The organism is Devosia ureilytica, from assembly GCF_024273195.1.
Classification (GTDB): domain Bacteria; phylum Pseudomonadota; class Alphaproteobacteria; order Rhizobiales; family Devosiaceae; genus Devosia; species Devosia ureilytica.
Genome location: NZ_JAMZCU010000003.1, coordinates 157,837 through 183,149, shown reverse-complemented (window position 1 = coordinate 183,149; position 25,313 = coordinate 157,837). Strand labels below are relative to the sequence as shown.

Genomic DNA, 25,313 nt, shown 5'->3' with positions numbered 1-25,313 from the left:
GTCAGCTTCTGGCGGGCGTGCCGACGGCTCTATCGGGGCTGGCAACAGACCCGGTCGGTATTATTGGGCGGCCGACGGTGGCGACGCCGTATGGGAGCCCGTGCCGGAGAGGGGAATCCTTGCTCTCAAGCCAGCATCGACTGCTGGGCGGAGATACCCGCCGTCGCGCCCTGCGAAATGGCCGTGGTGACCGAGGCCATGGTTGGGTTGGCGAGGTCGCCGGCGGCGTAAATGCCGGGCATGCTGGTTTCGCGGCGCTCGTCGACCTTGAGGGCGATGCCAAGGGGCGTGGTGACCGTGACGAGGCCCAGTGATTCATGCAGGGTTGCGGACGGCCTGTTGCGCGGGTGCGCGAACAGGATATCGACTGCGACATTGGGGCCGGTATCGAGCTTGACGATGGCGTTGTGGCCTCCTTGACGGGCGATCTCGGTGATCCGGCCATCAACGATAGGTATGTTGCGGCGCGCCAGATCGGCCCGGATATCGGATGCGATGTCGTGACCATCGGCGAAGACTGTCAGCGCGTCGGTCCAGTCGTGGAACAGCCTGACCTGATTGTGCGATTGCGGGCCGGACCAGACGAGGCCCCAATGCTGGCCGGCAACTTCAAAGCCGTCGCAATAGGGACAGGGCACAATGGACGTGCCCCAGCTTTCGGCAAAGCCCGGAACAGCAGGCATCTGGTCGGCGACGCCATAGCTCAGGATCAGCCGGCGCGCCGCAAGGCTTTCGCCATCGCCGGTGAGGACGGAGAAGTCGTCGATGGCGCCACAGATGCTGTCGGCCCGGGCATTGACCAGCTTGATCGTGGGATAGCGCGCCAGCTGCTGCCGCGCCTCGGCCAGGATGTCCAGCGGTGGCTTGTGATCGTGGCCGAGCAGGCCATGCGAGTGGCCTGCGAAGCGGTTGCGCGGCAGGCCGGTATCGAGAACGGTGACCTTGCGGCGGGCGCGGCCGAGCTGGAGGGCGGCGGCGAGACCGGCAAAGCTGCCGCCGATAATGATGACGTCATCCATGGTGACGGGCTCCGTATTGTGGATGAGGAGTTGGGCCCGGTTGAACCTGCCCATTGCGTTTGGGAAACTACATGGTATCGTAATGCATGAATTACGATACTGTCAAGGACTTGAATTATCGTGACCGAAAACAGCCAAGGCCGGCGCGGCCGGCCCGCCAACGAGGCGCTTCGCCAAACGATCGTCGACACCGCGGGCGAACTCTTTGCGGAACTGGGTTTTCAAGCGACGACATTGGACAAGGTCGCGCAGCGAGCGAAGATATCCAAGCTCAGCATCTATAGGCACTTCGAGAACAAGGAGGCGCTGTTCGGCGCGGCCTTTGCGGCCCGCTGCCACCAGTCTCTACCACAGGTCCTTTTTGAAGGCGTCGATGGTTCGGCCGAAGATCAGCTCAGGGCGGTGGGATCATCCCTGCTTCGCACGCTGTTGAGCCCGGAAGTCCGCAGTGTCGAAGCTATGGTCATGGCCGACACGGCGAATCAAAAGTCGTTGAGCAAGCTCCATTACGAAGCCGGCCCGGCACACATCATCGCCCAAATCGAAGCTCTGTTGCGTCAGTTGCACGCGAAGGGGGGTCTGAACGTGCCCGATCCTCTCCGGTCCGCCCGCCTGTTCGCCGCGTTGTTCAAAGGATGCGACCTCCTGATTATCGCGCGCTTCGATGAGGCGAGAGCAGATGACGACAACGAAATCCAATCCTATTGCCGGTCGGCAATCGCAATGTTCATGGCCGCGCACGGTGGGGGTGAACACGCAGGCGGATAGCTTGGACGAGGCCGCGCTGCCATTGCGAATGGCAGCTTTCGAGAACCATGAGCCGGCTCGCGAATGACCGAAACGGGGTCGGCATCTGCCGGACCGGAGCGCGCCCCGAAACGGTCATCCAGGTTGCAATTGCAATTTCCCGAAAGTTGCCGGCCTGCCTACTAAATCGAGGCAAAACTGGTGAACTTCCGTCAGCTGACCCCATTTGGCCTGCCACATGCTTCTATCGCCCGTCAGATACAGGCGCCGCCCACGTTGCCTCGCGATAATAACTGCGAAGGCCAGGGCGGAGAATACTTGGCAATTCCCGCTTCTCTTCCAGATCGGCAATTGTCATGGCATTTGCCATCTCATCGGGTAGCGTCAGACGTCCCCTTCGCTCTGACAATTGCCAGAACAATGGGGGGCGGGTCGACGTGACAATGGCGTTCATGGACGCTGTGATCGCTATACGCTGTTTGAACCACTGCCGCTTGCCGCGGTTAGGTCGAGCACTATGCATCCGGGTCAAGCTTAACAAGACGCGCCGGTAGCTGTCGAAGCTAACACTCTTCACCCAATTCAAGGCGCGGTCGGCGCTAAGCTAGACTTGAGAATATGCCAGCGCAGCAATGCCAGCCAGACCAATCGGCACGCCAAGTGGCACCCGATTATTTAGGGCCAGCGTCTGCAAATGCGCCCGCGACGGCAAATGCGGCACCAGGTCGGGCCGTCTCATGAAGAAACTGATGGCGTTGGCAAGCACCAGGAAAATGACAGCAAAGGGCAGCAATCCCTTTACGCCAACCAGGATCGGGATAACCGATAAGAGTTTTACATCGCCCGCGCCCAGCTTTCCTGTCATCCAGAACCCAATTAGCAGCAGGAATAAGACGGCCGTGATGAGTCCAGGCTGCCACAGAGAAGCGGCTTGAAGGCCTTGCATATACTCCAGAGCGCGGAGCGATACGCCAAGGGCAAGCAGTTGAAGCACCTGTTCATTGCGGATTTTTTGGATTTGAAAGTCCGTAATGACAATACGACCGAGCACAAAAACGCTGGCCGCCATTAGAATGATCCAAGTCACGCCAACCAGCACATCCGCCCCCTGGCTAGCTACCGCTGCGCTACGCTATGGCTCGACCCCAGCAACTGGAGATTGTTGGCGACAGTCGCATTGTCAGGGTCGAGTTCGTATGCCTTGAGAAAGTTAGTGCGTGCCGCGATCAGATTGCCCCGAAGCAAGTAGGAATACCCCACATTGTTGTAATAGGCCGCGGTCCCACCGCTGAGCTTGTAAAGCTGCTCGTATGCCCGGTCTGCTAGATCGAAGCGGCGCAGCCGATCATATGATGCTGCCAGCCCGTTGAGCGCTTCGGCGTCCTTGGCATTGAGTTCGAACGCGCGCTTGTAAAGCGTCGCGGAGTGACCGTAGTTTCCGCGTCGAAAATGTGCCTTGGCTTCCGAGATCGCTTGATCAGAAGCGTAGAATTCGACGCCCGGGACATCCACAAGATCGCCCGCGCGTCCCCCGAATGAAGCACCCATGGTGCTGCAGCCGGCCAAGATCGCCGCGACGAGCACAAAAGCCAGCACGCGCTGAAGGTCGGTAGTGCGAATGTTGATCGGCATATGGTGGTGCTCCTGAGCCATTCCTGTCGAGTCTCACTCGCTAGAAGAATACGCCGCGCATGCGGATAATGACCGGTAACATGATGATCATCAATACTACCGGAAATACACAAAGACCAAGTGGCAAAACCATGCGGACCGGCAGGGAGTTCGCCTTCTCTTCCGCATTGAGGATGCGCTGGCGGCGCATCTCGGTGCTGTAAACCCGCAGGGCGTCGACCAGGCTTGTTCCAAGTTCCTCGGATTGGCGGAACAGAACGGCAAGCGCCTTGGCTTCATCCAGCCCGACACGATCGGCAAGGTCGTGCAACGCATCGCGCAGAGGTTTACCCGCGCGCAGTTGCAGCATGAGAATATTGAGTTGCACGCCGAGGTGCTTATGTGTTGACGCGAACTCAGTGCTGACGCGGCCAACCGCCGCCTCCAGGCTCATTCCAGCGTCCGCGCAGGTGATCATCATATCCATGAAGTCGGGGAAACCGCGCCGATGTTCTTCCTTGATGCCATTGGCGTAGACATCGAGCGCAATGGCCGGGATCACCATGAAGCCCAACGAGAACACGAGGCAGACGCCGAAAATGAGTGGCGTTGGAATTGCTGCGGGTAGCAAGGCCATGGCGGTGGAGAAGGTAACGAAGAAAGCGCCGGCCACCAGAAGAATACGTGAAAGCTGGAACAGAAAGGGTGCGGCGCGACCGTAGAAGCCCGCGCGGAACAATTGCTGCTCAAGAGCGTCAGTCCGTCCATTGCTCCGCTCAATGGCCCGGAAGTACGCTTCGATGGGCTTCTGCACCTGTAGGCGGCGCAGATGCGCCTGGGCTCCTAGTGATCTCCGATCGCCAAGGCCTTCCTCTTCCAGCGCTCGCTTGAGATGTGATTGGGTTTGGAAAACGGGCCGGAGCAAGAGTGCCATGGCAAGAAAAATAGTGACAGCGGCCAGAAAGACCAGCGCCATCACATAGATTTCGGCATTGCCACCCGCTACGATTGCGTTGATGAAATCAATTACCGCCATGTCAAAAATCGAAATTGACCATGCGATACATTATGAAATCGCCAAATAGGGCCCACACCCCGAAGACAGTAAAGACAGGCATAACTAGCGGATCATCCCAGACGGCGCCATAATAGCTCGGTGCGATCAAAAGCAGGATGCCAAACATGACCAGGGGGAAAAGCGACATCATGATTGCCGACATCTTCCCTTCTGAGGCCAGGGACCGGACTTTAAGTCTTAGTGTGTGACGCTCCCGCAGTGTTGCGCTCAGATTGCCGAGAATTTCGGCTAGGTTCCCTCCGGTTTTTGCCTGAATGCCCACCCCTACACTGAGAAGTTGCAACCCTTCAAATCCGACGCGCTCAGCCAGCTTTCGGATGGCAGTCTCCAATTGCGAACCGAAGCTCACCTCGTCAAAGACAATGCCAAACTCTGTCCCGATCGGATCAGGCATCTCGCGCGCAACCAGGCCCACGGCAACGGAAGTGGGATGGCCGGCTCGCAGGCTGCGCACGATCATATCAAGTGCGTCGGGTAGTTGCTTTTCGAACTTGCGGATTCGGGCGCTACGGGCGCGGCGCAGCATGACAAGAGGCAGTATGATGGCGACCACAAGCCCGACTAACAATGCGACCGGCAGCGGCAACCGTAAAAAGGTTAGGGCGAGGGCCAACCCGGTGCCCACCAATGCATAGGTCACGAAATAGGTGAGCGGCCGGCCTGTTCGACCCGACTGCACATACAGTCGATTGAGCCAGACTATATTCATAAGATAGTCGCCTGACACCGACAGGCCGCGCTCCGTCAGAAGGGCGGCCAGTGTCTCTTGCGGGTGTTCATCTGCCGCCAGGCGCTTCAGACGCCGGTTGATAGCCCTATGCGCACCCCGATCCTCAAACAGACGCCCCAGCGCTATGACCATCATGGCCGCGGCGGCCGCGGCCAAAGCGTAGATGACATAAAGTACGAGCTGTTCGGTGGCCATGTCAGTATGTCGTCCTGGGATTGAACGCGTCGGCCTCGAACGTAAGGTTCATGGCTTCGGCTTCAGGCGCAAATCTGGGTCGCACGCCTGTGGCCTGGAAATGTCCCAGAACCGCCCCCCCTTCGCCGGTACCGGTTCGCGAATACAGATAGATTTCCTGCATCTGCACCACCGTACCTTCCATGCCGGTGATCTCGGCAATGCTGGTGACGCGGCGTCCACCGTCGGACAGGCGCTGGGTCTGCACGATGATGTCTATGGCGGAAGCGATCTGACCGCGGATACTTTCTTGAGACATGGGCATGCCGGCCATGCCGATCATCTGTTCCAAGCGCGAGAGCGCATCGCGAGGTGTGTTGGCATGGATCGTGGTCATTGATCCTTCGTGGCCGGTATTCATGGCCTGCAGCATGTCAAAGGCCTCTTCGCCGCGCACTTCGCCCACGATGATGCGGTCGGGGCGCATGCGCAGCGCATTTTTGACCAGTTCGCGCTGACGGATCTCGCCCCGTCCTTCGATATTGGGCGGACGGGTTTCCAGGCGGCCAACATGGGGTTGCTGCAATTGCAGTTCGGCGGCGTCCTCAATCGTAATCAGGCGCTCGCGATCCGAAATGTAGTTGGACAATGCATTGAGCAGGGTTGTCTTGCCGCTGCCCGTTCCGCCTGAAACCAGGATCGACTTTCGCGTCTTGACCGCAATGCGCAGGAAATCGATCATGGGTTGGCAGATGGAGTTGAACGCCGCCAGGCGCTCCAGCGTATAGGGCCGGCGCGAGAATTTGCGGATGGACACCAGCGGCCCGTCTATGGATATGGGTCGCACAGCTACGTTGACGCGGGAGCCATCGGCTAGGCGCGCATCCACGAGCGGCGAGGATTCATCGACGCGCCGACCAACCCCGGCAACAATCTTGTTGACGATGCGCAGCAGATGGGCCTCGTCGCTGAAGCGTACGGGCGTGCTTTCCAACTGCCCGCCCCGTTCAATATAGACTTGGCGATGCGTATTGATAAGGATGTCGGCAATACTGTCGTCCTTGAGCAGCGGCTCGATTGGGCCGAGGCCCAGCATTTCGTCGGCAGTATCGGCCGCCAGAGCGTCAATTTCGGCGGCATTCATCGCAATGCCCTGGTCACGCACATAGTCGCGAACAATCGGACGAATTTCGCCCAGCAGTCCTTCCACGTCGATCGAATCGAGCGCGGCAAGATTGTATTTTTCAATGAGGAACGCGTGCAGGTCGAGCTTGAGTGACAGATAATTGTCGCTATGGCGCATTTGCTCGGCCGTGGACATCGTCGCGGGCGCGATGACATCAACGTTCGTCGGAGCATCGGCCTGCACCTGCGGATCATCGGCAGGACGGCTTTCGCCTGAGAAGCGCCCCCACATTGCCAATCCGTCCCTCCACACCTAGCCGCGCAAGATCATTGCACCAACGTAGTTCGTGAGCAAGTTTGCATGCCAAACGTGTCAACATCGCTAATGTCCGCCAGGAAAACGATGGCCGGGTCTTGGGATCACGGCCGCCTCTATTGCACAGAAATTGTCGCTGAACACAGGTGTCAAATCCTGCAAGTGCGTATCCTGGTATGCATGCTCGACGAAGACTCTCCATTGTCTTGTGTGTTTACCTGCATTTGTGATTGACAATTGCGCGCATAGTTAAAGGGCTGAATCATTCATGATTCCAACAAGTTGTCACCGACAGGCGGGAAGTCGTTGGGACCATGAGTGCTTTCCTGGTGCTTCAGGCCGATTGACGGCAATCCTTAACAGAGCGTTAATTTACCTCAGGGGGCAGGAAAGGGCGCGGTGCCCTTCCCCCGGAATCGCTCAATTAGGGAGTTTGGAACATGACTAAAATCGCAGAAATGGCTCGTCGCTTCCGGTCGGAAGATGAAGGCGCCGCAATGATCGAATACTCGGTGCTGATCGGCATCGTCACGGTTGCCGCAATCACGATGATCATCGCAGTTGGTGGCTGGGTCACCACTCAGTGGACTACCCTGGATACCAATCTTCCCGGCTAACAAACGCTGGCGGCGAGTGAAAGCTCGCCGCCTCCTGTTCAGTATCTGATTGGAGATCGATTCATGCGTATCGGAACAATCTTGATGCTCACGCTTGCCGTGGCGTTCGGTGTGGGCGCAGTCTTTCTCTCCAGCATTATACTGCAGAACCGCCAGCCCATCGCTGCAGCGGTCGCGACCGATGTGGAGGCTGAGGACACAATTGTTGTGGCAGCCGTGCCTTTGCGCTTTGGCGATCGCCTGACCGAAGAAAATGTCCGGGAAATTCCCTGGACGGCCTCGGTGCTGCCCGCCGGCAGTTTCCGTAGCCGCACGGAATTGACAGAGGCCGAGGAAGGCGAGCGCCAGGTGCTCACCGCCATTGAGGCCAATGAACCCATTCTCAATTGGAAGATCACTGGCGCTGGTCAACGCGCCACCCTGTCCGCTGTTTTGGCGGACGGCATGCGCGCCATCTCCATTCGCGTCAACGACGTGCTCGGCGTTGCCGGTTTCGTGTTGCCCGGAGACCGCGTCGACATCATGTTGACGCGCGAGCAGAACGACGAATCCTTTGTCGATGTGTTGTTGCAGGGTGTCAAAGTTCTCGCCATCGATCAAAGCGCTAATGATCGCGAGGAGAATCCGACCGTGGTCAAGACCGTGACGCTCGAAGTCGCGACGGTCGAAGCGCAGAAACTGGTGCTGGCCGCTGGCATTGGTCAATTGTCGCTGGCGCTGCGTGAAGCCGCCAATGGTGACCAGGAAACCACACGACGCATCTCGCTAACAGATCTCAATGGCGAACCCGCTGGTGAGCCCGTCGAGACTCTGTTAGTTGAAGAAGAGCTTACCGAAGTCGAAGCGAATGTTAAGGAAGTTGTGCCCAGCATGGCGTCTGCGCTTCCGTCAGTTGTGTCGGTTGGCGTGACAAGGGGTGTTGTGCGGGATACTTACGATGTCCCGATTTTCAGTCGCTAGGGGCAATTCGGGGCAACTTTGTCCCGACTGGGGGACGACGTATGCGAGACTGCAGAATTTCGGTACCAGGCTTTGCAAAGTCCATTCTCGGATTTGCTGTAACCGTGTTTGCGCTGATCAGCTCAGTAGCGACAGCGCAGGCCCAGGTTGTGGTCTATGACCTGACAACTACTTCAGTTCTGCGGATAAATCTTCCGCAATCGCAGTCGGTTACGGTCACGGTAAGCGACGCAGTGGGCGAACTGGTAGTCGCCAATCCCGAAATTGCCGATGCGCAACCGATTACCGACCAATCGCTCTACCTAGTGGGCAAAAATCTGGGGCGGACGACAGTCAGCCTGTTCAATGCCGATCGTCGACCCGTGGGCTTGATCGAGGTCGAGGTCGGCGTCGATACGGACGATATCGCCAGATCCATCCGTAGCGTCGTGCCGACGTCCAATGTTCAGGTTGGGACCGTCAATGGCCGTGTGCGCCTGACGGGTGAAGTGCCCGACGCCGAGACCCTGGCCCAGGTCATCGCCGTAGCCTCGCAATATGGCTCGGATAGCATCATCAATGCCGTGGCCATCAAGGGCGGTCAGCAGGTCAATCTGGAAGTGCGCATCCTCGAAGCGACCCGGACTGCAGGTAAGGAACTGGGCATCAACTGGCGCATGGGGCCAATTGCGCTCAATCCCGACAATCCTAACGAGGTTATCGGTGTCAATGGAGGTCCCGGCAATACGGCCGCAATGACTGGCCAAAATGTGTTTGCTGGCGACAATATAGGTGTCATTCGCAATGGTGCCCCCGGCTCTACGGCCGCGGGGACCGGGAATACCTTTGCGACGTTCATCACCAATATTATTTCTGGCACGGTCAATCTCGACCTGATCATCAATGCACTGGAAAGCAAGGGCGCGGTGCGCACGCTTGCCGAGCCCAATCTCACAACCCTCTCTGGGCAAGAGGCAAGCTTCCTCGCCGGCGGTGAAGTGCCGGTCCGACTGCTAGACGCCGACGGTCTTGGCACGATTGAGTATAAGGATTTCGGTGTTCAGCTGAAGTTCCTTCCGGTTGTGCTGAGTGGGGACCGTATCCAGATCCGTCTGGCTCCCGAAGTCAGTGAGCTGGCGGGCCTGACCGCCAATGGCGACCCCATTTTCAGCACTCGCAATCTGGATTCCACCATCGAATTGCGGGACGGCCAGAGCTTTGCCGTTGCCGGCCTTCTGCAGAGCAACAATGTGCGCGAGCAAGACCAGGTTCCCTGGATTGGGGATATCCCCATCCTGGGCACGCTTTTCCGGTCGTCGAGCTATCAGAAGCGCGAAACCGAATTGGTGGTAATCGTCACACCCCGACTGGTCCGCCCAAGCGTGCCAGGGCAGGTCGCGGTCTCGCCGCTCGACAGTGCACAGTCCAGCAATGATGCCGAGTTTTTCCTTCTCGGTCAGGTCGAGGTGACACGCGAACTGGTTCAGAAATTCGAGAATGGCGACGGCATTATCGGCCCATTCGGCCACATCGTGGATACGGAGTGAGCCGATGAGACACGCGCAAGCCTTCAACTGGAGAGTGCTCGGCAAGGTGATTGTCTTGGCAAGCCTGACGGTCACCCTTGCCGCCTGTACCTATGACCAGCTCAATCGCTCCGACCGCATCACCTTCGCCGGCGGCAATGCCGTGCGGGCCAATATCGAGCGCGAGACCGCCAATCCGTCCAAGCCCTCCATGTTTGCCATAGGCGGGTTGGGCAAGGACGGCGTGGTCATTCCCGATGAGACGGGCGAGGGCACGCCATGAGGTCCGGCCGCACCCTAGATCCGAAGGCCCGGGTTAGCGCGCCGCTGGCGCTCGCGTGAAAGTGGCAGGAGTGTGTAATGAACCCATTGAGGAGCACACTCGACCGGTTTAGCCAGGACGAAGACGGCGTAGCGCTGGTTTTCGTCACCATCCTTCTGCCCGTCATCGTCGGCTTTGCGCTGCTCGCCGTCGATATGGCGCGGGCCTACAATCTGCATAATGACTTGCAAAAGGCCGCCGACGCTTTCGCCTTGGCTGCTGCCGCAGAACTGGATGGGCGAGAAGATTCCATCGCCCGCGCCAATGACGCGATAGCCAATCTGCTTGAAAACCAGAGCCGGTTTTCCGATTCGGGAACTGTCACTCTCACTGAAGATGACGTTGCGGCGACATTCCATGCCAGCATCCCCGTCGATGACAGTGATTCCATGGATGGCTGGGGGCAAGCTGGGCCAGATACGGCCACTTATGTACGTGTCGTGGTCAACGACACAGATTTCACCTCGATCTTTCCCGCCAGTTTCCTGGGCAGCAGTAATACGTTGACCCTGTCGCCGGAAGCCGTTGCCGGCTTTACCGGCACCGTTGTCTGCGAGATGACGCCCCTCTTCATCTGCAATCCGTTCGAAGGCATGGACGTGTCTTTCCACGAGATCGTCAATGACGAGAATTTTTTCGGGCGTGGCCTGCGGCTGGTCTCCAATGATGGCGGTTCGGGGGGGGCGTGGGGGCCCGGCAATTTTGGTTTTCTGCGCCCCCAGGAAGAACATGGCTACGGCGCCCAGGATCTGGCTTCCGATATCGCACGATCGCACCTGCGCGAGTGCGTGTCGTCCAGAGGGCTGTATTTCCGGACGGGCGGTCCTCAGCCTGCCGTGCGCGACGCAATTAATGTGCGCTTTGATATTTATGGAGGGTCTTTTAAGTCTGATGATGTGACCATTCCACCGGCCCCGAACGTTCGAAAAGGCTATCAAGCGGGCAATGGCGGCGGGGCTAACGCCGCATGCAACACTGAGGAGGCAACGGACCTAAGCCTCTATAGGCATTTCACGCCGGACACCGCTTACCCCGATCTCGGAGGCAAGCTCGGCAACGGTCTCTGGGACTATGAGGGGTACCTCGCGGCGAACAATTTTTCTGCCGCCGACATGGCCGCCTTTGTCGATGCGGATGGGGCGGCCTATTCGAATGCCAATCCGCCTTCGCGATACGATCTCTACATCTACGAAATTGAAAACAATCTGGTGTCGCGCGCCTCGCTGGGCGGCGAAACCGGAGCGCCGGCTTGCAGCGCCGCTCCGGCCGTCGATTCGGATCGGCGCCTGATCTATGGCGCGCTGGTCAATTGCCTGGAACAGGCCGATCAGCTCAATGGTGCGAGTGGCGAGTCTGTGCCGGCGGTCGGCTATGCCAGCTTTTTCTTGACTGAACCGGTGAGTCAGGCCCGTACCGGCGGCGATATTCGCGCCGAGATAGTCGACATCGACGGTATCGCCGGGCGTGGTACGATGGAAAATTTCTCACGTGATCAAGTGCAGTTGTACCGATGAGTTCCATCGTGCAGCGGGTGAGGGCGACAGGGCGGTTTTGGAGGGAGGAGCAGGGCGCAGCTCTGGTCGAAATGACGCTCATCACGCCCTTCATGTTGCTGATTGCGGCGGGCGTTTTCGAGTTTTCCGGAATTATGCATACAAAGCTCATGATCGAAGCGGGCTTGCGCGATGGCGCACGATACATCGCCCGCTGCTACCGTTCAGATCCCGCAACCGCCTGCGAAAGTGCGGGTAGGAGCATTGCCGTCAATGGCCTTGCCCTCACGCCCCGGGTGAGCGACTGGACGACTGACCTCGTCCAGGTCGCCTATGAGACGACGCCCATCACCATCGACGAAGACGGCCTTCAGAATTACCGCTCCAATTCTGGTTCGGTACACGTCGTGCGGGTCAGCACCGACTATCCCTACATCGGCTCTGGACTTGCCGCCTATATCGGCCTGGATGATTTCACTCTGTCCATGGAGCACGAGGAGCGCGTGATCGGGTGGTGATCTGGCGATTCATCAAGGATCAGGCCGGCGCCACCATGGTCGAAATGACCTTGGTGATTTCGCTATTGCTTGTACTGGTCCTGGGCTTTGTGGATTTCGCCAATGCCTTCTATCAATGGAATGCCGCCAACGCGGCCGTGCAATTGGGCACGCGTTATGCCGCAGTGTCGGCGCCCATTGCGCAGGCCAGCATTCTGACCAACGCCGCCACAAACGACCCCGCCCTGATCGGCGAGACCATGCCAAGTGGCAGCTTCCGCTTTGTCTGCAACAGCGCGGGCTGCGGGCCAAATGCCGGGTTTGATGCAGCCACCTATGCTGAGCTGGTGACGAAGATGCAGGATCGGTTTCCGCAATTGGAAGACGACAATGTGCAGGTCATCTACGAGGCCACCGGGCTGGGGTATTGGACCCGCCCCGGCGGCGCGGTTCCGAGCATTTCAGTCAGCATCGAGGGCCAGCCTTTTGACTTCTTCTTCCTGCCGGACCTCCCCGGTTTTGATGGCATGCAGAACCAGATAACCATGCCCAATATGCAAAGCACACGGACGGGCGAAGACCTCTGGACGTGTGGAAACGACCGATCTCGTAGCCCTCCGGAATGCCAGGATTCCTGAGCAGATCGTGGTGGCCAAGTCTCAACCATGCAGTTGTACAAAAGAGTGGTGCCCATGCCCCCCAACAGGCCTCGCCCGACCAGATCCACCCTTGGCATCTATACGGAAGATGCCAACCTGGCGGCCAGTTTTTCCAAGCGTCTGTCCGCTTCCGATAGTCGAACGGCGATCCAGTCCACGCCCGAAAAACTGCTCTCCGGTGCGACCGACCCGTCCTGTCACGCGGTGATCATCCTCGACATTGGCAATGGCGCTTTACTAACGGATCCTCGCTTCAAGGTGCTTGGCGAAAAGCTGGCTGGGGCAGCGCTTGTTGTGGTTTCCGAGGCGCTCGAAGCCGACAAGGTGCGGCAGGTCATCAAACTGCGCGCTGTCGACTGGCTGCAAAGACCCTTGCAGGATCAGGATATCAGTGCGGCTCTGTTGCAGATCGCGGGCGGTGGTGCGCTGGCACGTGTAACGACAGTCATCGGCGCATCGGGCGGGGTGGGGGCCACTACGGTAGCGCTCATGGCGGGGCGTTATCTGTCTCATTCAGGCCCTGTGGCCCTGGTTGACCTCGATTTTCAGACCGGAAGCTGCGCAGCCTATATAAACGCGGAAAACGCTTTTGCCCTGGATGATGTCATCGCCAATCCAGATCGGTTGGACGCCGAATTGCTCGACTTGATCAAGGTCACGTATAAACAAGACTTTGATATCTATTCCTTCGAGAGACCAGACCTCTTTTTTGCCGCATCCGCCAAACGCTTTACCCTGCGGCTACTGGACCAACTTACGGCCCGTCATGGTCAGGTGATCATCGATTTGCCCAATTTGCGCACCCCATGGTTCGACGATGTTGTACGCCATAGCGACGACCTCCTCATCGTATTTGAGACCAATGTCGTGGGCCTCCGGCACGCCAAACAATTGTTGCGTTACCTTGAGGCGGTTCGTGGCAAAACCGGTATATCATTACTTGCCAACAAGACGCGTTTTAAGTTGTTCGGCAATACCATTTCGCGAGGCGACGTTGCAAGACTTCTCGATATGCAACAGTTTTATACATCCGAGCGTGATAGCGCCTTACATGAAGATGCCGTAAATCGAGCAATGATCCCATTTGAATCTTCCCCGCGCTCGAGATTTGTTAAAGACATGAATCGATATTTTAAGAAAATATTTTGATCGCGAATTTCAGCTGTTTTTACTATGTGCTCTTATGGATTTTTCTGTACATCGCCCGACACGTGACCGCGGTTGAGTTTGTGGCTTAGCACGGGAAATTTAGGACTCGGTTCGACCGCCAATCGTCTCGATGGGTTGCCTACGATGAATGGCTGCTTGTCGCTAATCGCCGGTCAACACCGGACAGACTGGAAGCGGCCCCAACTTTCCTAGACGACACATCCTCTGTCCACGAAGACCCTCTGAAAGCGGGAAGACCATTTCCCACACCGCAGGCGACATTCAAATCAATCACCTGCGACCTGTGTGATATCGGCTGTGATATCGGCCGATTGAATCGGTGCGGCACCTCGTGCCGGTATTGGTGCGCTGATTGGGTATCCTTTAAACCTATGTGGCGACCACCGGACCTGAGCAACACTGGAGTGGACGAGCTACAGGGCAGCGAAAAATCGCGTTTCAGTCTGGCGAGGAAGCCAGTGGTGGTCCCGCAGCTTTAGCAGTTGGAGCAGGGGGTATGCGTACTCCTATGAAATCTGCAGAAAAGAAAAAGGCCCCGATTTCGGGGCCTTTGAGTGATTGCTTCACCCTGAGGCGGACTGTTGGGTCCATTGAGGCAGGATGCGGGTGTGTGGGACCAACTTATATGGGCCGTTACATTACACCTCCGGCAAACCCGGCGCGGTTCGCTCCGCTGTCGTCCCGCAATCCTTGCAGATCATGCAGTACCAGCTGACCTTAAATGGAAGTCAGGGGGGTGCAGACACCCGTCTCTTCCAAGTTCACCTCACCCCTAAGAAGGGTGCGGCGGGCGACGACGAGCGCCAAGGGGCAGACGAGGCCCGTCTTGTCCCTATATACAGGGCAAAAGCCCGGAATCCATATTATGGCGGACTTTTCTTTCAAGTAGGCGTTCTGGAATCCAGATTATGGCGGACTCCTACAAGGCTGTTGCCCCTTGGTTAAGCCGCAAAATTCCGCTTGCCACGAACCGTACCGTACGGTACGCCCTTGTTAGGGAAGGCAGCGCGACATTTGCCGTCCTTTGAAGCGATGAGGTTCCCGTGGCCCTGGCCATCAAGGTCAACGAAGAGACTTTCACCCCCCGGCAGCAGGCAGTGCTGACGGCGGCGCTGGATTTGCTCGTCGAGAATGGCGACGGGCTCACCATGACGGCAGTGGCGCGGCGCGCCTCGTGCTCCAAGGAAACGCTTTACAAGTGGTTTGGTGATCGGGACGGCCTGCTGACCGCCACTGTGCAATGGCAGGCGGCCAAGGTGCGCATGCCCTTCGTCGACCGCAGCCATCTCAGCGTCAAGGCGCTGCGCGCCAGCCTCGAACAGTTCGCGCGCGACCTGCTGACCACCATTATCGGGGAAGTCTCGATCACGCTGAATCGCACGGCCATTACCCATGCCGCGCAGGAAAAGGATGATCTGGGCAATATCGTGCTGGAAAACGGGCCGATGGCCATTCGCCGGCGCCTGAAGCCGATTCTGGAAGCGGCACGGGATGCACGCTTGCTGCGCTTCCCCTCCAGCGAAGAGGCCTATCGCACCTTTTTTGGCCTTGTCGTGCGCGACGTGCAGATTCGTCTGCTGCTCGGTGACAAGGCCCTGACCCAATCCAATGTCGAGGCCAACATCGAAGCCGATGTGAAGGCTGCGGCGGACCAGTTCCTGGCCCTCTACGGGGCCAAGGCAAGTAGCTGAAACAAAAATCGCAAAATCTTCAGGGAGAACCCCAATGCGCGTTTATTATGATCGTGATGCCGATCTGAACATCATCAAGTCGCGGAAAGTGGCCATCATCGGCTATGGCTCGCAGGGCCATGCCCATGTGCTGAACTTGCGCGATAGCGGCATTACCGATGTCGCCGTTGGCCTGCGCCCGGGTTCGCCGTCGGCCAAGAAGGCCGAGGGTGAAGGCCTCAAGGTCATGAGCGTTGCCGAGGCTTCCGCCTGGGCCGACGTCATCATGCTGCTCACCCCCGATGAGCTTCAGGCCGACATCTACAGGGACCACATTGAGCCCAATATCCGCGACGGCGCCGCACTGGCCTTCGCCCATGGCCTCAATGTCCATTTCAACCTGATCGAGCCCAAGTCGACCGTCGACGTGATTATGATCGCGCCCAAGGGCCCGGGTCACACCGTGCGCGGCGAATATCAGAAGGGCGGCGGTGTGCCTTGCCTGATCGCCGTCCACCACGATGCTTCAGGCAATGCCCACGACATCGCCCTGGCCTATGCTTCGGGTGTTGGCGGCGGCCGTTCAGGCATCATCGAAACCAATTTCCGCGAAGAATGCGAAACCGATCTGTTCGGTGAGCAGGCTGTGCTCTGCGGCGGTCTGGTCGAGTTGATCCGCGCTGGCTTCGAAACGCTGGTGGAAGCCGGCTACGCCCCGGAAATGGCCTATTTCGAGTGCCTGCACGAAGTGAAACTGATCGTCGACCTGATCTACCAGGGCGGCATCGCCAACATGAACTACTCGATCTCGAACACTGCCGAGTGGGGCGAATATGTCACCGGCCCGCGCATCATCACCTCGGAAACCAAGGCCGAGATGAAGCGCGTGTTGCACGACATTCAGTCGGGCAAGTTCACCTCTGACTGGATGCAGGAATACAAGGGCGGCGCCTCGCGCTTCAAGGCGACCCGTCGCCTGGCCGACGAGCATCCGATTGAGGAAGTCGGCGCCAAGCTGCGCGACATGATGCCCTGGATCAAGGCCGGCGCGCTGGTCGACAAGGCCAAGAACTAAGTCTCGCAAAAGCGATGACAAGAGAAAGGCGGGTCTTCGGGCCCGCCTTTTTTCTTGGGTTTTGCAGAGAAAGCGGGGGCTTTCGCATGATTTTCATTCTGCTAGGCTAGTCTTGAGCGTCGTCAACCTCTGCCTTCCCAACAGGGAGACTGGATAGTGACTTTGACCAAGCGGTTCCGGCTCTATCTGATCAAGCCGTCGCACTATGACGATGACGGCTATGTCATCCAGTGGCGCCTCTCGCCCATTCCCTCCAACTCCCTAGCGTCTGTGCATGGTCTGGTGCGCGACGTGATTGATCGCAAGGCGCTCGGGGCGGAATGGGCGGTCGAGGTCGAAACGGTGGATGAGACCAATACGGAGATCGACACCCAGGCGATCATCACGGACTGCCGGAGCGCCGATGGGGCGCTGGTCATGCTGATCGGCGTGCAGTCCAACCAGTTTCCCCGCGCGCTCGATATCGCGCGCCCACTCAAAGCTGCGGGCGTCCAGGTGGCAATTGGTGGCTTCCATGTCTCCGGCGTCATTTCGATGTTGAACGGCGAGGATGCAGACTTCCAGAAGGCCAAGGACATGGGCATCTCCATGTTTGCCGGCGAAATGGAGGGGCGCACCGACGAAGTGATGGCCGATGCCGTCGCTGGCGCGTTGAAGCCGCTCTACAATTTCATGAACGATCTTCCGGGCATTGAGGACACGCCTGTGCCCTTCATGCCGGTCGAGCACGTGTCGCGTACGGCCTATAACCTCACCAGTTTCGATGCAGGCCGCGGCTGCCCCTATCAGTGTTCATTCTGCACCATCATCAATGTGCAGGGCCGCAAGTCTCGCCGCCGGTCGCCGGACGATATTGAGAAGATCATTCGGCTTAATCTGGCGCAGGGCGTGCACCGCTACTTCATTACCGACGATAATTTCGCCCGTAACAAGGACTGGGAACCGATCCTCGACCGGCTGATCCACATGCGCGAGGTCGAAGGGCTCAGCTTCAACTTTATCATCCAGGTCGATACGCTCTGTCACCGCATTCCCAACTTCATTGAGAAGTGCTCGCGCGCCGGCGTGACGCGGGTGTTTATCGGCCTTGAAAACGTCAATCCCGCCAACCTCAAGGATGCCAAGAAGCGGCAGAACAAGATCACCGAATATCGGGTAATGCTCCAAGCCTGGAAACAGTGGCGGGTGATCACCTATGCCGGCTACATCCTCGGCTTTCCCACCGACACGCCCGAGCGGATCATGCACGATATCGATGTGGTCAAGCGCGAGCTTCCCGTTGATATTCTGGAGTTCTTCTTTCTCACGCCCTTGCCGGGGTCCGAAGACCACCAGAAGCTGCATCGGGCCGGCGTCGCCATGGATGCCGATCTCAACAAATATGACCTCAACCACTACACCACCGGTCATCCAACGATGAGCAAGGCGCAGTTTGAAAAGGTCTATGCAGACGCCTGGAGCCGCTATTATACGCTGGACCATGTCGAGACGATCATGCGCCGGGCGGCGGCCTCGCATATCTCGACGTCGCAAATCCTCTTGCTGTGCACCTGGTTCATGGGCGCTCTCAAAATCGAGGGCGTGCATCCCCTCGAAGTCGGTTGGATCAGGCGCAAGTCACGACTCAACCGGCGCAGCGGCATGCCCATTGAACCGGCCCTGCTGTTCTACCCCCGATATTACGCTGAGCTGGGCTGGAAACTGGCACGCTGGGGCTGGCTCTATTTCCGCTTTGGGCTCAAGCAGCTCAAGGTCGAGCGGGACGAGAACCGCCACAGCTACACGGATCTGGCCATGTCTCCGGTTGACCTTGAAAACGAGAACGATCTGGAGCTGTTCAAGAGCAGCGACGCGCTCGCCTGGCTCGATCAACAAAAGCGCATCAGTGACGCCCAGCACAACATCACGTCGCCCGCCGCCGAATAGGCGGCTTCAAATCGTCGGGCTTCTGGCCTAGAACCGTCCGGCATTGATTTGGGAGACGTGAATGGCCTTGCCAGAATTTCCGGTCGAAGGTGGCTGCTCGTGTGGTGCGGTGCGCTACCAGCTAAAGGCCTCGCCCCTCAGCGTCTACAATTGCCATTGCAAGGACTGCCAGCGCTATTCGGGCGCCGCCTGGTCGATGTCGATGATCGTCAAGGATAACGATTTCCATGTGATCTCCGGCGAGACTGATCGTTACGACCGCAAGGCCGACAGCGGCAATGTCATTGGCATGCACTTCTGCGCCCATTGCCACACATGGCTGTGGAACGTGCCGCCGGCGGGTGGCATCAAGGTGGTGCGTGCCGGATCGCTCGACAATTTGGACTGGGCTGCGCCGGTGGGCAATATCTGGACCGACAGCAAGGCTGCTTGGGCCCAGATCGATGCCGCGCTGCCCCATTTCCCACAGGGCGCAGCCGACCGCGCGCCACTGTTCGACGCCTGGACCCGCTCCCATCAGGATTGAGACATGAACAAGCAAGATGAAATCGAGCGCGTCAAGCGCCAGGAACTTGAACTCGCGCTCCCGGCCTTCGACGAGGCGGTGGCCTTTGCCATCGGCACGGCCATTCGCGAGCGGGCGCTGGCTGAAGGTCTGTCGCTGGTGGTGGATCTGCGGACTTTTGACCGGCAGCTGTTCTTTGCCGCGACCCCTGGCACCAACTTGGACAACACCGAATGGGTGCGGCGCAAGATCAACGTGGTTCGCCGCTTTCAGCGCTCCAGCTATCGGATGGTGCTCGAGCGTGGCGAGGAGCCATTGCCGCCTCAGAACGGCGTTGATCCGGCCGATTATGTTATCGCCGGCGGCGGGTTTCCCATCCGCGTGCCAGGTGCGGGCATTATTGGTACGCTGACCATTTCGGGCCTGCCGGGCCGCAGCGATCACGGCGTGGCCGTCGATGCGCTCTGCGACCACCTGGGCAAGGCGCGGGCCGACTACGCCCTCCCGGAGCCTGCCAAGTGAAGCTGCCCTATCTGATCCTCGACGTCTTCACCCGTACCCCGCTCAAGGGCAATGCGCTGGCCGTGGTGCCCAAGGCGGACGGGCTGATGGACAATGAGATGCAGGCCATCGCGCGCGAGTTCAACCTGAGCGAGACGGTCTTCATCTGCAAGCCGCAGAACGAGCGCAACAGCGCCGCTTTGCGGATCTTCACGCCCTATCAGGAACTGCCCTTTGCCGGGCATCCGACGGTTGGCGCGGCGGTGACGCTGGGCCTTAACAGCCGCGCCTCGGCCATTCGCATGGAGGAAAAGGTTGGCCTGGTGACGGCTCTTTTCGAGCGCACTGACCGTCGCACGGGCGAAGCGCGGTTCACCCTGCCGCGCCTGCCCGCGCGTCTGGCCGACCTGCCTGACCGGCTGGGCATCGCTCAGGCGCTGGGTATCGAGGTCGATGACCTCGGTTGCGACGTCTTCAAGCCGGCAGTGTTCTCAGCCGGGGTAACCTTCCACCTTGTGCCGGTGCGCAACGCCACGGTGCTCAGGAGCATCACCCTCAATCGATCCGCCTGGGAACAGGTGTTCCACCACGATCATCACTCTGCCTATGTCTTTACGCTCACCCCCGAAGAGGGGGACAACGACATCGCGGCACGCATGTTCGGCATGGGGCTGGGCGAGGATCCCGGCACCGGCTCGGCAGCGGCGGCCCTGATTGGTCTTTTGGCCGAGCAGGAACTGGGCAATGGCCAGGCTGACTATGTGTTGCGTCAGGGCCATGAAATGGGCCGCCCCTGTCGCATTACTCTGCAATTGCGCAAAGAGAACGACCAGCTCGTTTACGGGGCCATTGGCGGCCACGCCGTGGTTGTGGGCGAGGGGACTCTGGACCTGGCGGATTGATCTATCGCGCGGCCGCGCTTGTGCTAATCTGCTTTCCGGGGACGCGCTGAAGGGCGGGTGCGATGGACATCGTTATCAATCTTCTCATCTGGATTCACATCATCGCCTTCGTGGCGGGCGGATCGAACTCGGTCGTGGGGCCAGTCATCGGGGCGCGTCTCGCCAGTGCCACGCCGGAACAGCGCACCGGCTATTTTGGGGTGATGAACACGCTCTCGCAGATCGGCAAGATTGCCATGGTGACACTGCTCGTCACCGGCCCGCTGGTGATGTTTCTCAAATATGGCGGGTTCGGCGGCGCATCGATCTGGTTCTGGCTCAAGATGGCGCTGGTGGCCCTGATGCTGGGCACGGTCATCTATGGTGGCATTCTGTTCAAGCGCTCACAGGCCGGGGATGCCGCGGCAGGAAAGCGGGCCGGTGTCGTGCACAGGGTAACGAGCCTTGCTTATCTGGGCGTGTTGCTGACGGCGGTGTTCGCCTTCAGCTGACGCAAAAAAGTAACTTTATCGGCCTGCGTGGACTTGCACCCTCGGGCGGATTCGCGCATTGTTTGATCAACGACAAGCGTACCAGAGCGTACCCGATGCAGCGCAACCGCGCCAAAGCCATTGCTATCGCACAGACCCAGGCCCATCAGGCCCGGATTCTGCTGGCTGCCGGCCTGCTGCTGCTCCCCGCGCTGCTTCTCCTTCTTATCAGCCCCTGATCACCGGCAGCTCGGTTTAACGAGCGGGTCGTCAGGGGATTGCGCCACAACCGAACATCCAGAAATGTCCGGTCCAGCGAGCCATTGCCTCGGGGCCGATAAGTAACAAGAGAACGACCATGTACGTCGATAGCAACAAAGAACGCGTCTTCATTTTCGACACCACCCTGCGCGATGGCGAGCAATCGCCTGGCGCGACCATGACGCTGGAAGAAAAGCTCCAGGTCGCCGAGGCGCTGGACGAAATGGGCGTCGATATCATCGAAGCCGGCTTCCCGATTGCGTCCAATGGTGACTTCGAGGCCGTAGTGGCCGTTGCCAAGCAGGTCAAGAACGCCACCGTGGCGGGTCTGGCCCGTGCCATCTCCGCTGATATTGACCGGGCCGGGGAAGCGGTGCGTCACGCCCGTAAGGGTCGCATCCATACCTTTGTTTCGACCTCGCCTATTCATCTGGCCCACCAGATGAAAAAAACTGAAGACGAAGTTATTGAAATCATCGCCCGCACCGTGGCGCAGGCGCGCAATCTGATCGACGATGTCGAATGGTCGGCCATGGACGCCACACGCACGCCCATGGAGTTCCTCAAGCGCTGCGTCGAAACTGCCATCAAGGCTGGTGCAACGACGATCAACCTGCCCGACACTGTTGGCTATGCCGTGCCGGAAGAACATTTCGCCATGTTCAAGACCATCATCGAAAGTGTGCCGGGCGCCGAAAAGGCGATCTTCTCGGTCCATTGCCATGACGACTTGGGCATGGCCGTCGCCAATTCGCTGGCGGGCGTGGCCGGTGGGGCGCGGCAAATTGAATGCACTATCAATGGCCTGGGTGAACGGGCTGGCAATGCGGCGCTCGAAGAAGTTGTCATGGCGCTGCGCACTCGTGGCGACGCCATGCCGTATTACACCGAGATCGACAGCACCCAGCTCTCGCGCGCCAGCCGAATTGTTTCGGCGGCATCCAATTTCCCCGTGCAGTACAACAAGGCCATCGTGGGCAAGAACGCCTTCGCCCATGAAAGCGGCATCCATCAGGACGGCATGCTCAAGAATGCCGAGACCTATGAGATCATGACCCCGGCCAGTGTCGGGATCAAGGAAACCACGCTGGTCATGGGCAAGCATTCGGGCCGTGCTGCCTACAAGGACAAGCTCAAGGAACTGGGCTACGAATTGGGCGACAACGCCTTCCAGGAAGCCTTCCAGCGCTTCAAGGATCTGGCTGACCGCAAGAAGCATGTCTATGACGCCGATATCATCGCGCTGGTCGATGACGAGGTCGGTTCGGTCGGTGATCGGATCCGCTTGGTGGACATGGAAGTTGTCTCCAAGACCGGCGGCGTGCATCGCTGCGACCTGACCGTCACCATTGACGGCGAGCAGACTGCGGTGTCGTTCGAAGGCACCGGGTCGGTGGATGCGATCTTCAACGCCATCAAGGCCGCCTCCGGCCAGAACCCGCATCTGGTCCTGTACGCCGTTGATGGCGTGACCGGCGGCACAGACGCCCAGGCCTCGGCCCATGTGCGTCTCGAAATGAACGGTCGCATCGCCTCGGGCAATGCTGCGGAACCCGACACGCTGGTGGCCTCGGCCCGCGCCTATCTCAATGCGCTCAACCGCGTGATGATCGAGCGCGGCGCCTCGGCGCAGGGTGCGCTGGCTGGCTGATCGCGCTGCCCCATGTTATAGGCCCCGGGTCAATCCGGGGCCTTTTTCTTGCGCCTGTGCAGACGGAGAAATGCCCCCACTTGCCTGGTGTGGGCGTCAAGAGGACTTTGGATGATGTCATGTTGAGCTGGGGAGAATGGCGCGGCGCATTGCTGGCGCTGAGCGGGTTTCTGGTCGTCGTCTTTGCTGTCATCATTGTCCAGCCCGGCCTGCCGGGCGAACTGCTGCTGCAATCGCTGCGCTTTCACCTCATTGCCTGCGGAATAGGGCTGGCGGCCGCGCTGGCCTTGGCCGGCGCCCGCTGGCGTGGCCTTCTCCTGCTCATGGTCATGCTCGGGTTTGGTGCGCACAGCGCCACCTATGTTCTCGACTTTCAGGCGCGGCGCGTGGACTACGCCTCGGCGCCACTGGCACAGTTTCGCTTCCTCAGCTTCAATGTGCTGACCGGTAACCCGCGCAGTGAGGAGCTGGTGGAGGCCATCATCGCCAATCCACCGGATGTGGCGCTTATCATGGAAACGCCGGGGATCGAGTCTCACCTGGATAGGCTCGCCGAAGTGTTTCCCTATCGCGCGGGATGCGAGGATACCGTTGTCTGCGACATATCCCTTCATTCGCGCTACCCGTTTGAAGAGGTTAGCGTGGCGGATTTGCCGCCGCTCGGGCGTGAACGGCTGATCATAGGCCGCATCAACGTCGATGGTCAGCGCGTCTCGGTGGCGGGCATCCACCTGACCAAGCCCTATTACGACAATGTCGCCGAGGTTGAACTTTGGCACATTGACCGGGCGCTGGATGGCATTGAAGGGCCACTCGTGCTGGCCGGCGATTTCAACTCGGCCTCATGGACCGAGCCGATGGCTTGGATTGGACGCGAGCAGGGACTGGCATCCGGCCCCACCCAGCCCGCAACCTGGCCGGTGCGCCTCGGACCGCTCGGCGTGCCTATTGATAACGTCTTTACACGCGGCGCCGCTCAATTGATCAGCCTCGAATCCGGGGAAAGCTACGGGTCGAACCACCGCCCGCTTTGGGCCACCGTTGGTCTTTACGGCGCGGACTGAGCGTTTTTCACCGCGATGGGCATGGCTTCGGCCAGGATATCGAGTATGCCCGGCGGGCCGGCGCTGATGCGGATGTGTTGATCAAGCCCCGGCGCGGCGGGTTTGCGGACAAAGACGCCCTCATGGGCCAGCGCTTCAAGAATGGCCAGCGCGTATGGACCATCGCGTCCGCAGTCGATGGCAACAAAATTGGTGGCTGAGGGCAGGGCCCGCAAGCCGTTCTCCGTCGCAATCCTGGCAATCCGCAGCCGCGCATCGGCAATAGCATCCACGGCCCAGCGCAGATAGGTCTGGTCATCCAGGGCGGTAAGTGCGGCGACCTGCGCCTGCTTGTTGACGCCAAAGTGGTTGCGGATGCGGTTAAAGGCGCCCACCAGGCGGCGATGTCCGATGGCATAGCCGCAACGCAGCCCCGCCATGCCATAGGCCTTTGAAAACGTCCTCAGGCGCAGAAGGTTCGGGCGTGAGGTGTCGAGGGCCAGCGGTATCTCCGGCGCTGTTTCCATATAAGCCTCATCGAGCACGATCAGGCAGTTTTCGGGCACTGCATCGATGAAACGGGCAATATCGGCGGCCGACCAGAACGACCCCATCGGATTGTCCGGGTTGGCCAGATAGACCATCCTGGCATTGGTCTCGCGCGCCTTGGCGGCCAGCGCCTCAGGGTTCTCGTGCACGCCACTATAGGGCACGAAGCGCAGGTCCCCGCCAAAACCGGTGACGTGATAATTAAAGGTGGGGTAGGCGCCCAAAGACGTGACGACGACATCGCCCGGCGCGATGAACAATCGCACCAACAGCCCCATCAACCCGTCGATGCCCTCGCTGATCGTCACTTCGTCATTGGCAATGCCAAGGTGTGCGGCCAGAGCTGAGCGCAGTTCATAGTTTTCGGGGTCAGGATAGGTCCAGACCTCAGGCGCGGCCTCGCGCAGCGCAGCGATCACCCGTGGGCTCGGGCCGAAGCCGGATTCGTTGGCACCGATGCGCGCGCGCGTCGCAATGCCGGTGCGCCGCTCGATGGTTTCGGGGCCGACAAAGGGCACGGTTTCGGGCAGGCTGTCGATGATGGCGGTAAATGGCGGGTGAGACACGGGATAAGCCTTGCGCTGCGATTCCACCCCGATCTTAACGTTCCGTGCCGCTGCTGCCAGCGCTATCGCGCCCCTCGATATCGTCCGTCCCCGGAGTTTTGCACAAAGCCAAGGGGGCTTGCTGTTTGCGACAGGCCCGTGTTCCGGCCCTTTCCGGGGCAAAATAAAGTT

Annotated in this window: 26 protein-coding genes; 19 read left to right on the top strand and 7 right to left on the bottom strand. The window is 59.3% G+C overall.

The features are described from left to right. Positions 1 to 125: 125 nt before the first annotated feature. A complete protein-coding gene (locus NIM87_RS08780) occupies positions 126 to 1,019 on the bottom strand; it encodes an NAD(P)/FAD-dependent oxidoreductase (RefSeq protein WP_254674278.1) in 894 nt (297 codons plus the stop codon). Between the two features lie 120 nt (positions 1,020 to 1,139). Here NIM87_RS08780 and NIM87_RS08775 point away from each other — a divergent pair, with 120 nt between their 5' ends. Next, the gene (locus tag NIM87_RS08775) at positions 1,140 to 1,787 is read left to right on the top strand and encodes a TetR/AcrR family transcriptional regulator (protein WP_254674277.1); all 648 of its coding nucleotides are present in this window, start codon (positions 1,140 to 1,142) and stop codon (positions 1,785 to 1,787) included. Positions 1,788 to 2,370: 583 nt separating this feature from the next. Here the strand turns inward: NIM87_RS08775 and NIM87_RS08770 are convergent. Genes NIM87_RS08770 through NIM87_RS08750 form a run of 5 tightly spaced genes read right to left on the bottom strand, consistent with a single transcriptional unit; the run spans position 2,371 to position 6,776 of the window. Then, on the bottom strand, positions 2,371 to 2,835 hold the full coding sequence (locus NIM87_RS08770) for a prepilin peptidase (RefSeq protein ID WP_254674276.1): 465 nt from the start codon (positions 2,833 to 2,835) through the stop codon (positions 2,371 to 2,373). Between the two features lie 47 nt (positions 2,836 to 2,882). After that, positions 2,883 to 3,398, bottom strand: a complete 516-nt coding sequence (locus NIM87_RS08765; RefSeq protein ID WP_254674275.1) for a tetratricopeptide repeat protein — start codon at positions 3,396 to 3,398, stop codon at positions 2,883 to 2,885. Between the two features lie 40 nt (positions 3,399 to 3,438). Further along, on the bottom strand, positions 3,439 to 4,413 hold the full coding sequence (locus NIM87_RS08760; protein ID WP_254674274.1) for a type II secretion system F family protein: 975 nt from the start codon (positions 4,411 to 4,413) through the stop codon (positions 3,439 to 3,441). Between the two features lies 1 nt (position 4,414). Beyond that, the gene (locus NIM87_RS08755; protein WP_254674273.1) at positions 4,415 to 5,380 is read right to left on the bottom strand and encodes a type II secretion system F family protein; all 966 of its coding nucleotides are present in this window, start codon (positions 5,378 to 5,380) and stop codon (positions 4,415 to 4,417) included. 1 nt (position 5,381) lies between these two features. Continuing rightward, on the bottom strand, positions 5,382 to 6,776 hold the full coding sequence (locus NIM87_RS08750; protein ID WP_254674793.1) for a CpaF family protein: 1,395 nt from the start codon (positions 6,774 to 6,776) through the stop codon (positions 5,382 to 5,384). Between the two features lie 464 nt (positions 6,777 to 7,240). On the opposite strand from NIM87_RS08750, the gene NIM87_RS08745 reads away from it, so the two are divergent. The 18 genes from NIM87_RS08745 (at position 7,241) to NIM87_RS08660 (ending at position 24,048) form a co-directional block, all read left to right on the top strand. After that, entirely contained in the window at positions 7,241 to 7,417 is a 177-nt protein-coding gene (locus NIM87_RS08745) for a Flp family type IVb pilin (RefSeq protein ID WP_254674272.1), read from the top strand. A gap of 63 nt (positions 7,418 to 7,480) precedes the next feature. After that, a complete protein-coding gene (cpaB, locus tag NIM87_RS08740; RefSeq protein WP_254674271.1) occupies positions 7,481 to 8,377 on the top strand; it encodes a Flp pilus assembly protein CpaB in 897 nt (298 codons plus the stop codon). 41 nt (positions 8,378 to 8,418) lie between these two features. Next, entirely contained in the window at positions 8,419 to 9,903 is a 1,485-nt protein-coding gene (locus NIM87_RS08735; protein ID WP_254674270.1) for a type II and III secretion system protein family protein, read from the top strand. A gap of 4 nt (positions 9,904 to 9,907) precedes the next feature. Next, entirely contained in the window at positions 9,908 to 10,165 is a 258-nt protein-coding gene (locus NIM87_RS08730; RefSeq protein WP_254674269.1) for a hypothetical protein, read from the top strand. 77 nt (positions 10,166 to 10,242) lie between these two features. After that, positions 10,243 to 11,718: a pilus assembly protein TadG-related protein gene (locus tag NIM87_RS08725; protein ID WP_254674268.1), complete on the top strand. Its 1,476-nt coding sequence runs from the start codon at positions 10,243 to 10,245 to the stop codon at positions 11,716 to 11,718. Then, on the top strand, positions 11,715 to 12,215 hold the full coding sequence (locus NIM87_RS08720) for a TadE/TadG family type IV pilus assembly protein (protein WP_254674267.1): 501 nt from the start codon (positions 11,715 to 11,717) through the stop codon (positions 12,213 to 12,215). Before NIM87_RS08725 ends, NIM87_RS08720 begins: the two co-directional genes overlap by 4 nt. Then, positions 12,212 to 12,832, top strand: a complete 621-nt coding sequence (locus NIM87_RS08715; protein WP_254674266.1) for a TadE/TadG family type IV pilus assembly protein — start codon at positions 12,212 to 12,214, stop codon at positions 12,830 to 12,832. The genes NIM87_RS08720 and NIM87_RS08715 overlap by 4 nt, the downstream gene beginning before the upstream one ends. A gap of 54 nt (positions 12,833 to 12,886) precedes the next feature. Continuing rightward, the gene (locus NIM87_RS08710) at positions 12,887 to 14,002 is read left to right on the top strand and encodes an AAA family ATPase (protein WP_254674265.1); all 1,116 of its coding nucleotides are present in this window, start codon (positions 12,887 to 12,889) and stop codon (positions 14,000 to 14,002) included. 1,064 nt (positions 14,003 to 15,066) lie between these two features. Further along, a complete protein-coding gene (locus NIM87_RS08705) occupies positions 15,067 to 15,714 on the top strand; it encodes a TetR/AcrR family transcriptional regulator C-terminal domain-containing protein (protein WP_254674264.1) in 648 nt (215 codons plus the stop codon). 34 nt (positions 15,715 to 15,748) lie between these two features. Beyond that, on the top strand, positions 15,749 to 16,768 hold the full coding sequence (ilvC, locus tag NIM87_RS08700) for a ketol-acid reductoisomerase (protein ID WP_254674263.1): 1,020 nt from the start codon (positions 15,749 to 15,751) through the stop codon (positions 16,766 to 16,768). Positions 16,769 to 16,924: 156 nt separating this feature from the next. After that, positions 16,925 to 18,694 carry a B12-binding domain-containing radical SAM protein gene (locus NIM87_RS08695; RefSeq protein ID WP_254674262.1) on the top strand — a complete coding sequence of 590 codons (1,770 nt, stop codon included), beginning with the start codon at positions 16,925 to 16,927 and terminating at the stop codon, positions 18,692 to 18,694. A 61-nt stretch (positions 18,695 to 18,755) separates the two neighbouring features. Then, a complete protein-coding gene (locus NIM87_RS08690; protein ID WP_254674261.1) occupies positions 18,756 to 19,220 on the top strand; it encodes a GFA family protein in 465 nt (154 codons plus the stop codon). A 3-nt stretch (positions 19,221 to 19,223) separates the two neighbouring features. Then, the gene (locus tag NIM87_RS08685; protein ID WP_254674260.1) at positions 19,224 to 19,721 is read left to right on the top strand and encodes a heme-degrading domain-containing protein; all 498 of its coding nucleotides are present in this window, start codon (positions 19,224 to 19,226) and stop codon (positions 19,719 to 19,721) included. Continuing rightward, positions 19,718 to 20,602, top strand: coding sequence for a PhzF family phenazine biosynthesis protein (locus tag NIM87_RS08680; RefSeq protein ID WP_254674259.1), 885 nt, complete (start codon positions 19,718 to 19,720; stop codon positions 20,600 to 20,602). The genes NIM87_RS08685 and NIM87_RS08680 overlap by 4 nt, the downstream gene beginning before the upstream one ends. 62 nt (positions 20,603 to 20,664) lie before the next feature. Continuing rightward, positions 20,665 to 21,093 (top strand): CopD family protein, encoded by a 429-nt coding sequence (locus NIM87_RS08675; protein ID WP_254674258.1) that lies wholly within the window; start codon positions 20,665 to 20,667, stop codon positions 21,091 to 21,093. A 62-nt stretch (positions 21,094 to 21,155) separates the two neighbouring features. Then, a complete protein-coding gene (locus tag NIM87_RS08670) occupies positions 21,156 to 21,311 on the top strand; it encodes a hypothetical protein (RefSeq protein WP_254674257.1) in 156 nt (51 codons plus the stop codon). A gap of 119 nt (positions 21,312 to 21,430) precedes the next feature. Beyond that, complete coding sequence (locus NIM87_RS08665; protein WP_254674256.1) at positions 21,431 to 22,984, top strand: 2-isopropylmalate synthase; 1,554 nt, start codon at positions 21,431 to 21,433, stop codon at positions 22,982 to 22,984. A 119-nt stretch (positions 22,985 to 23,103) separates the two neighbouring features. Further along, positions 23,104 to 24,048, top strand: coding sequence for an endonuclease/exonuclease/phosphatase family protein (locus tag NIM87_RS08660; protein ID WP_254674255.1), 945 nt, complete (start codon positions 23,104 to 23,106; stop codon positions 24,046 to 24,048). Here NIM87_RS08660 and NIM87_RS08655 read toward each other — a convergent pair. After that, the gene (locus NIM87_RS08655) at positions 24,033 to 25,142 is read right to left on the bottom strand and encodes a pyridoxal phosphate-dependent aminotransferase (RefSeq protein ID WP_254674254.1); all 1,110 of its coding nucleotides are present in this window, start codon (positions 25,140 to 25,142) and stop codon (positions 24,033 to 24,035) included. The genes NIM87_RS08660 and NIM87_RS08655 overlap by 16 nt on opposite strands. Positions 25,143 to 25,313 lie beyond the last annotated feature (171 nt).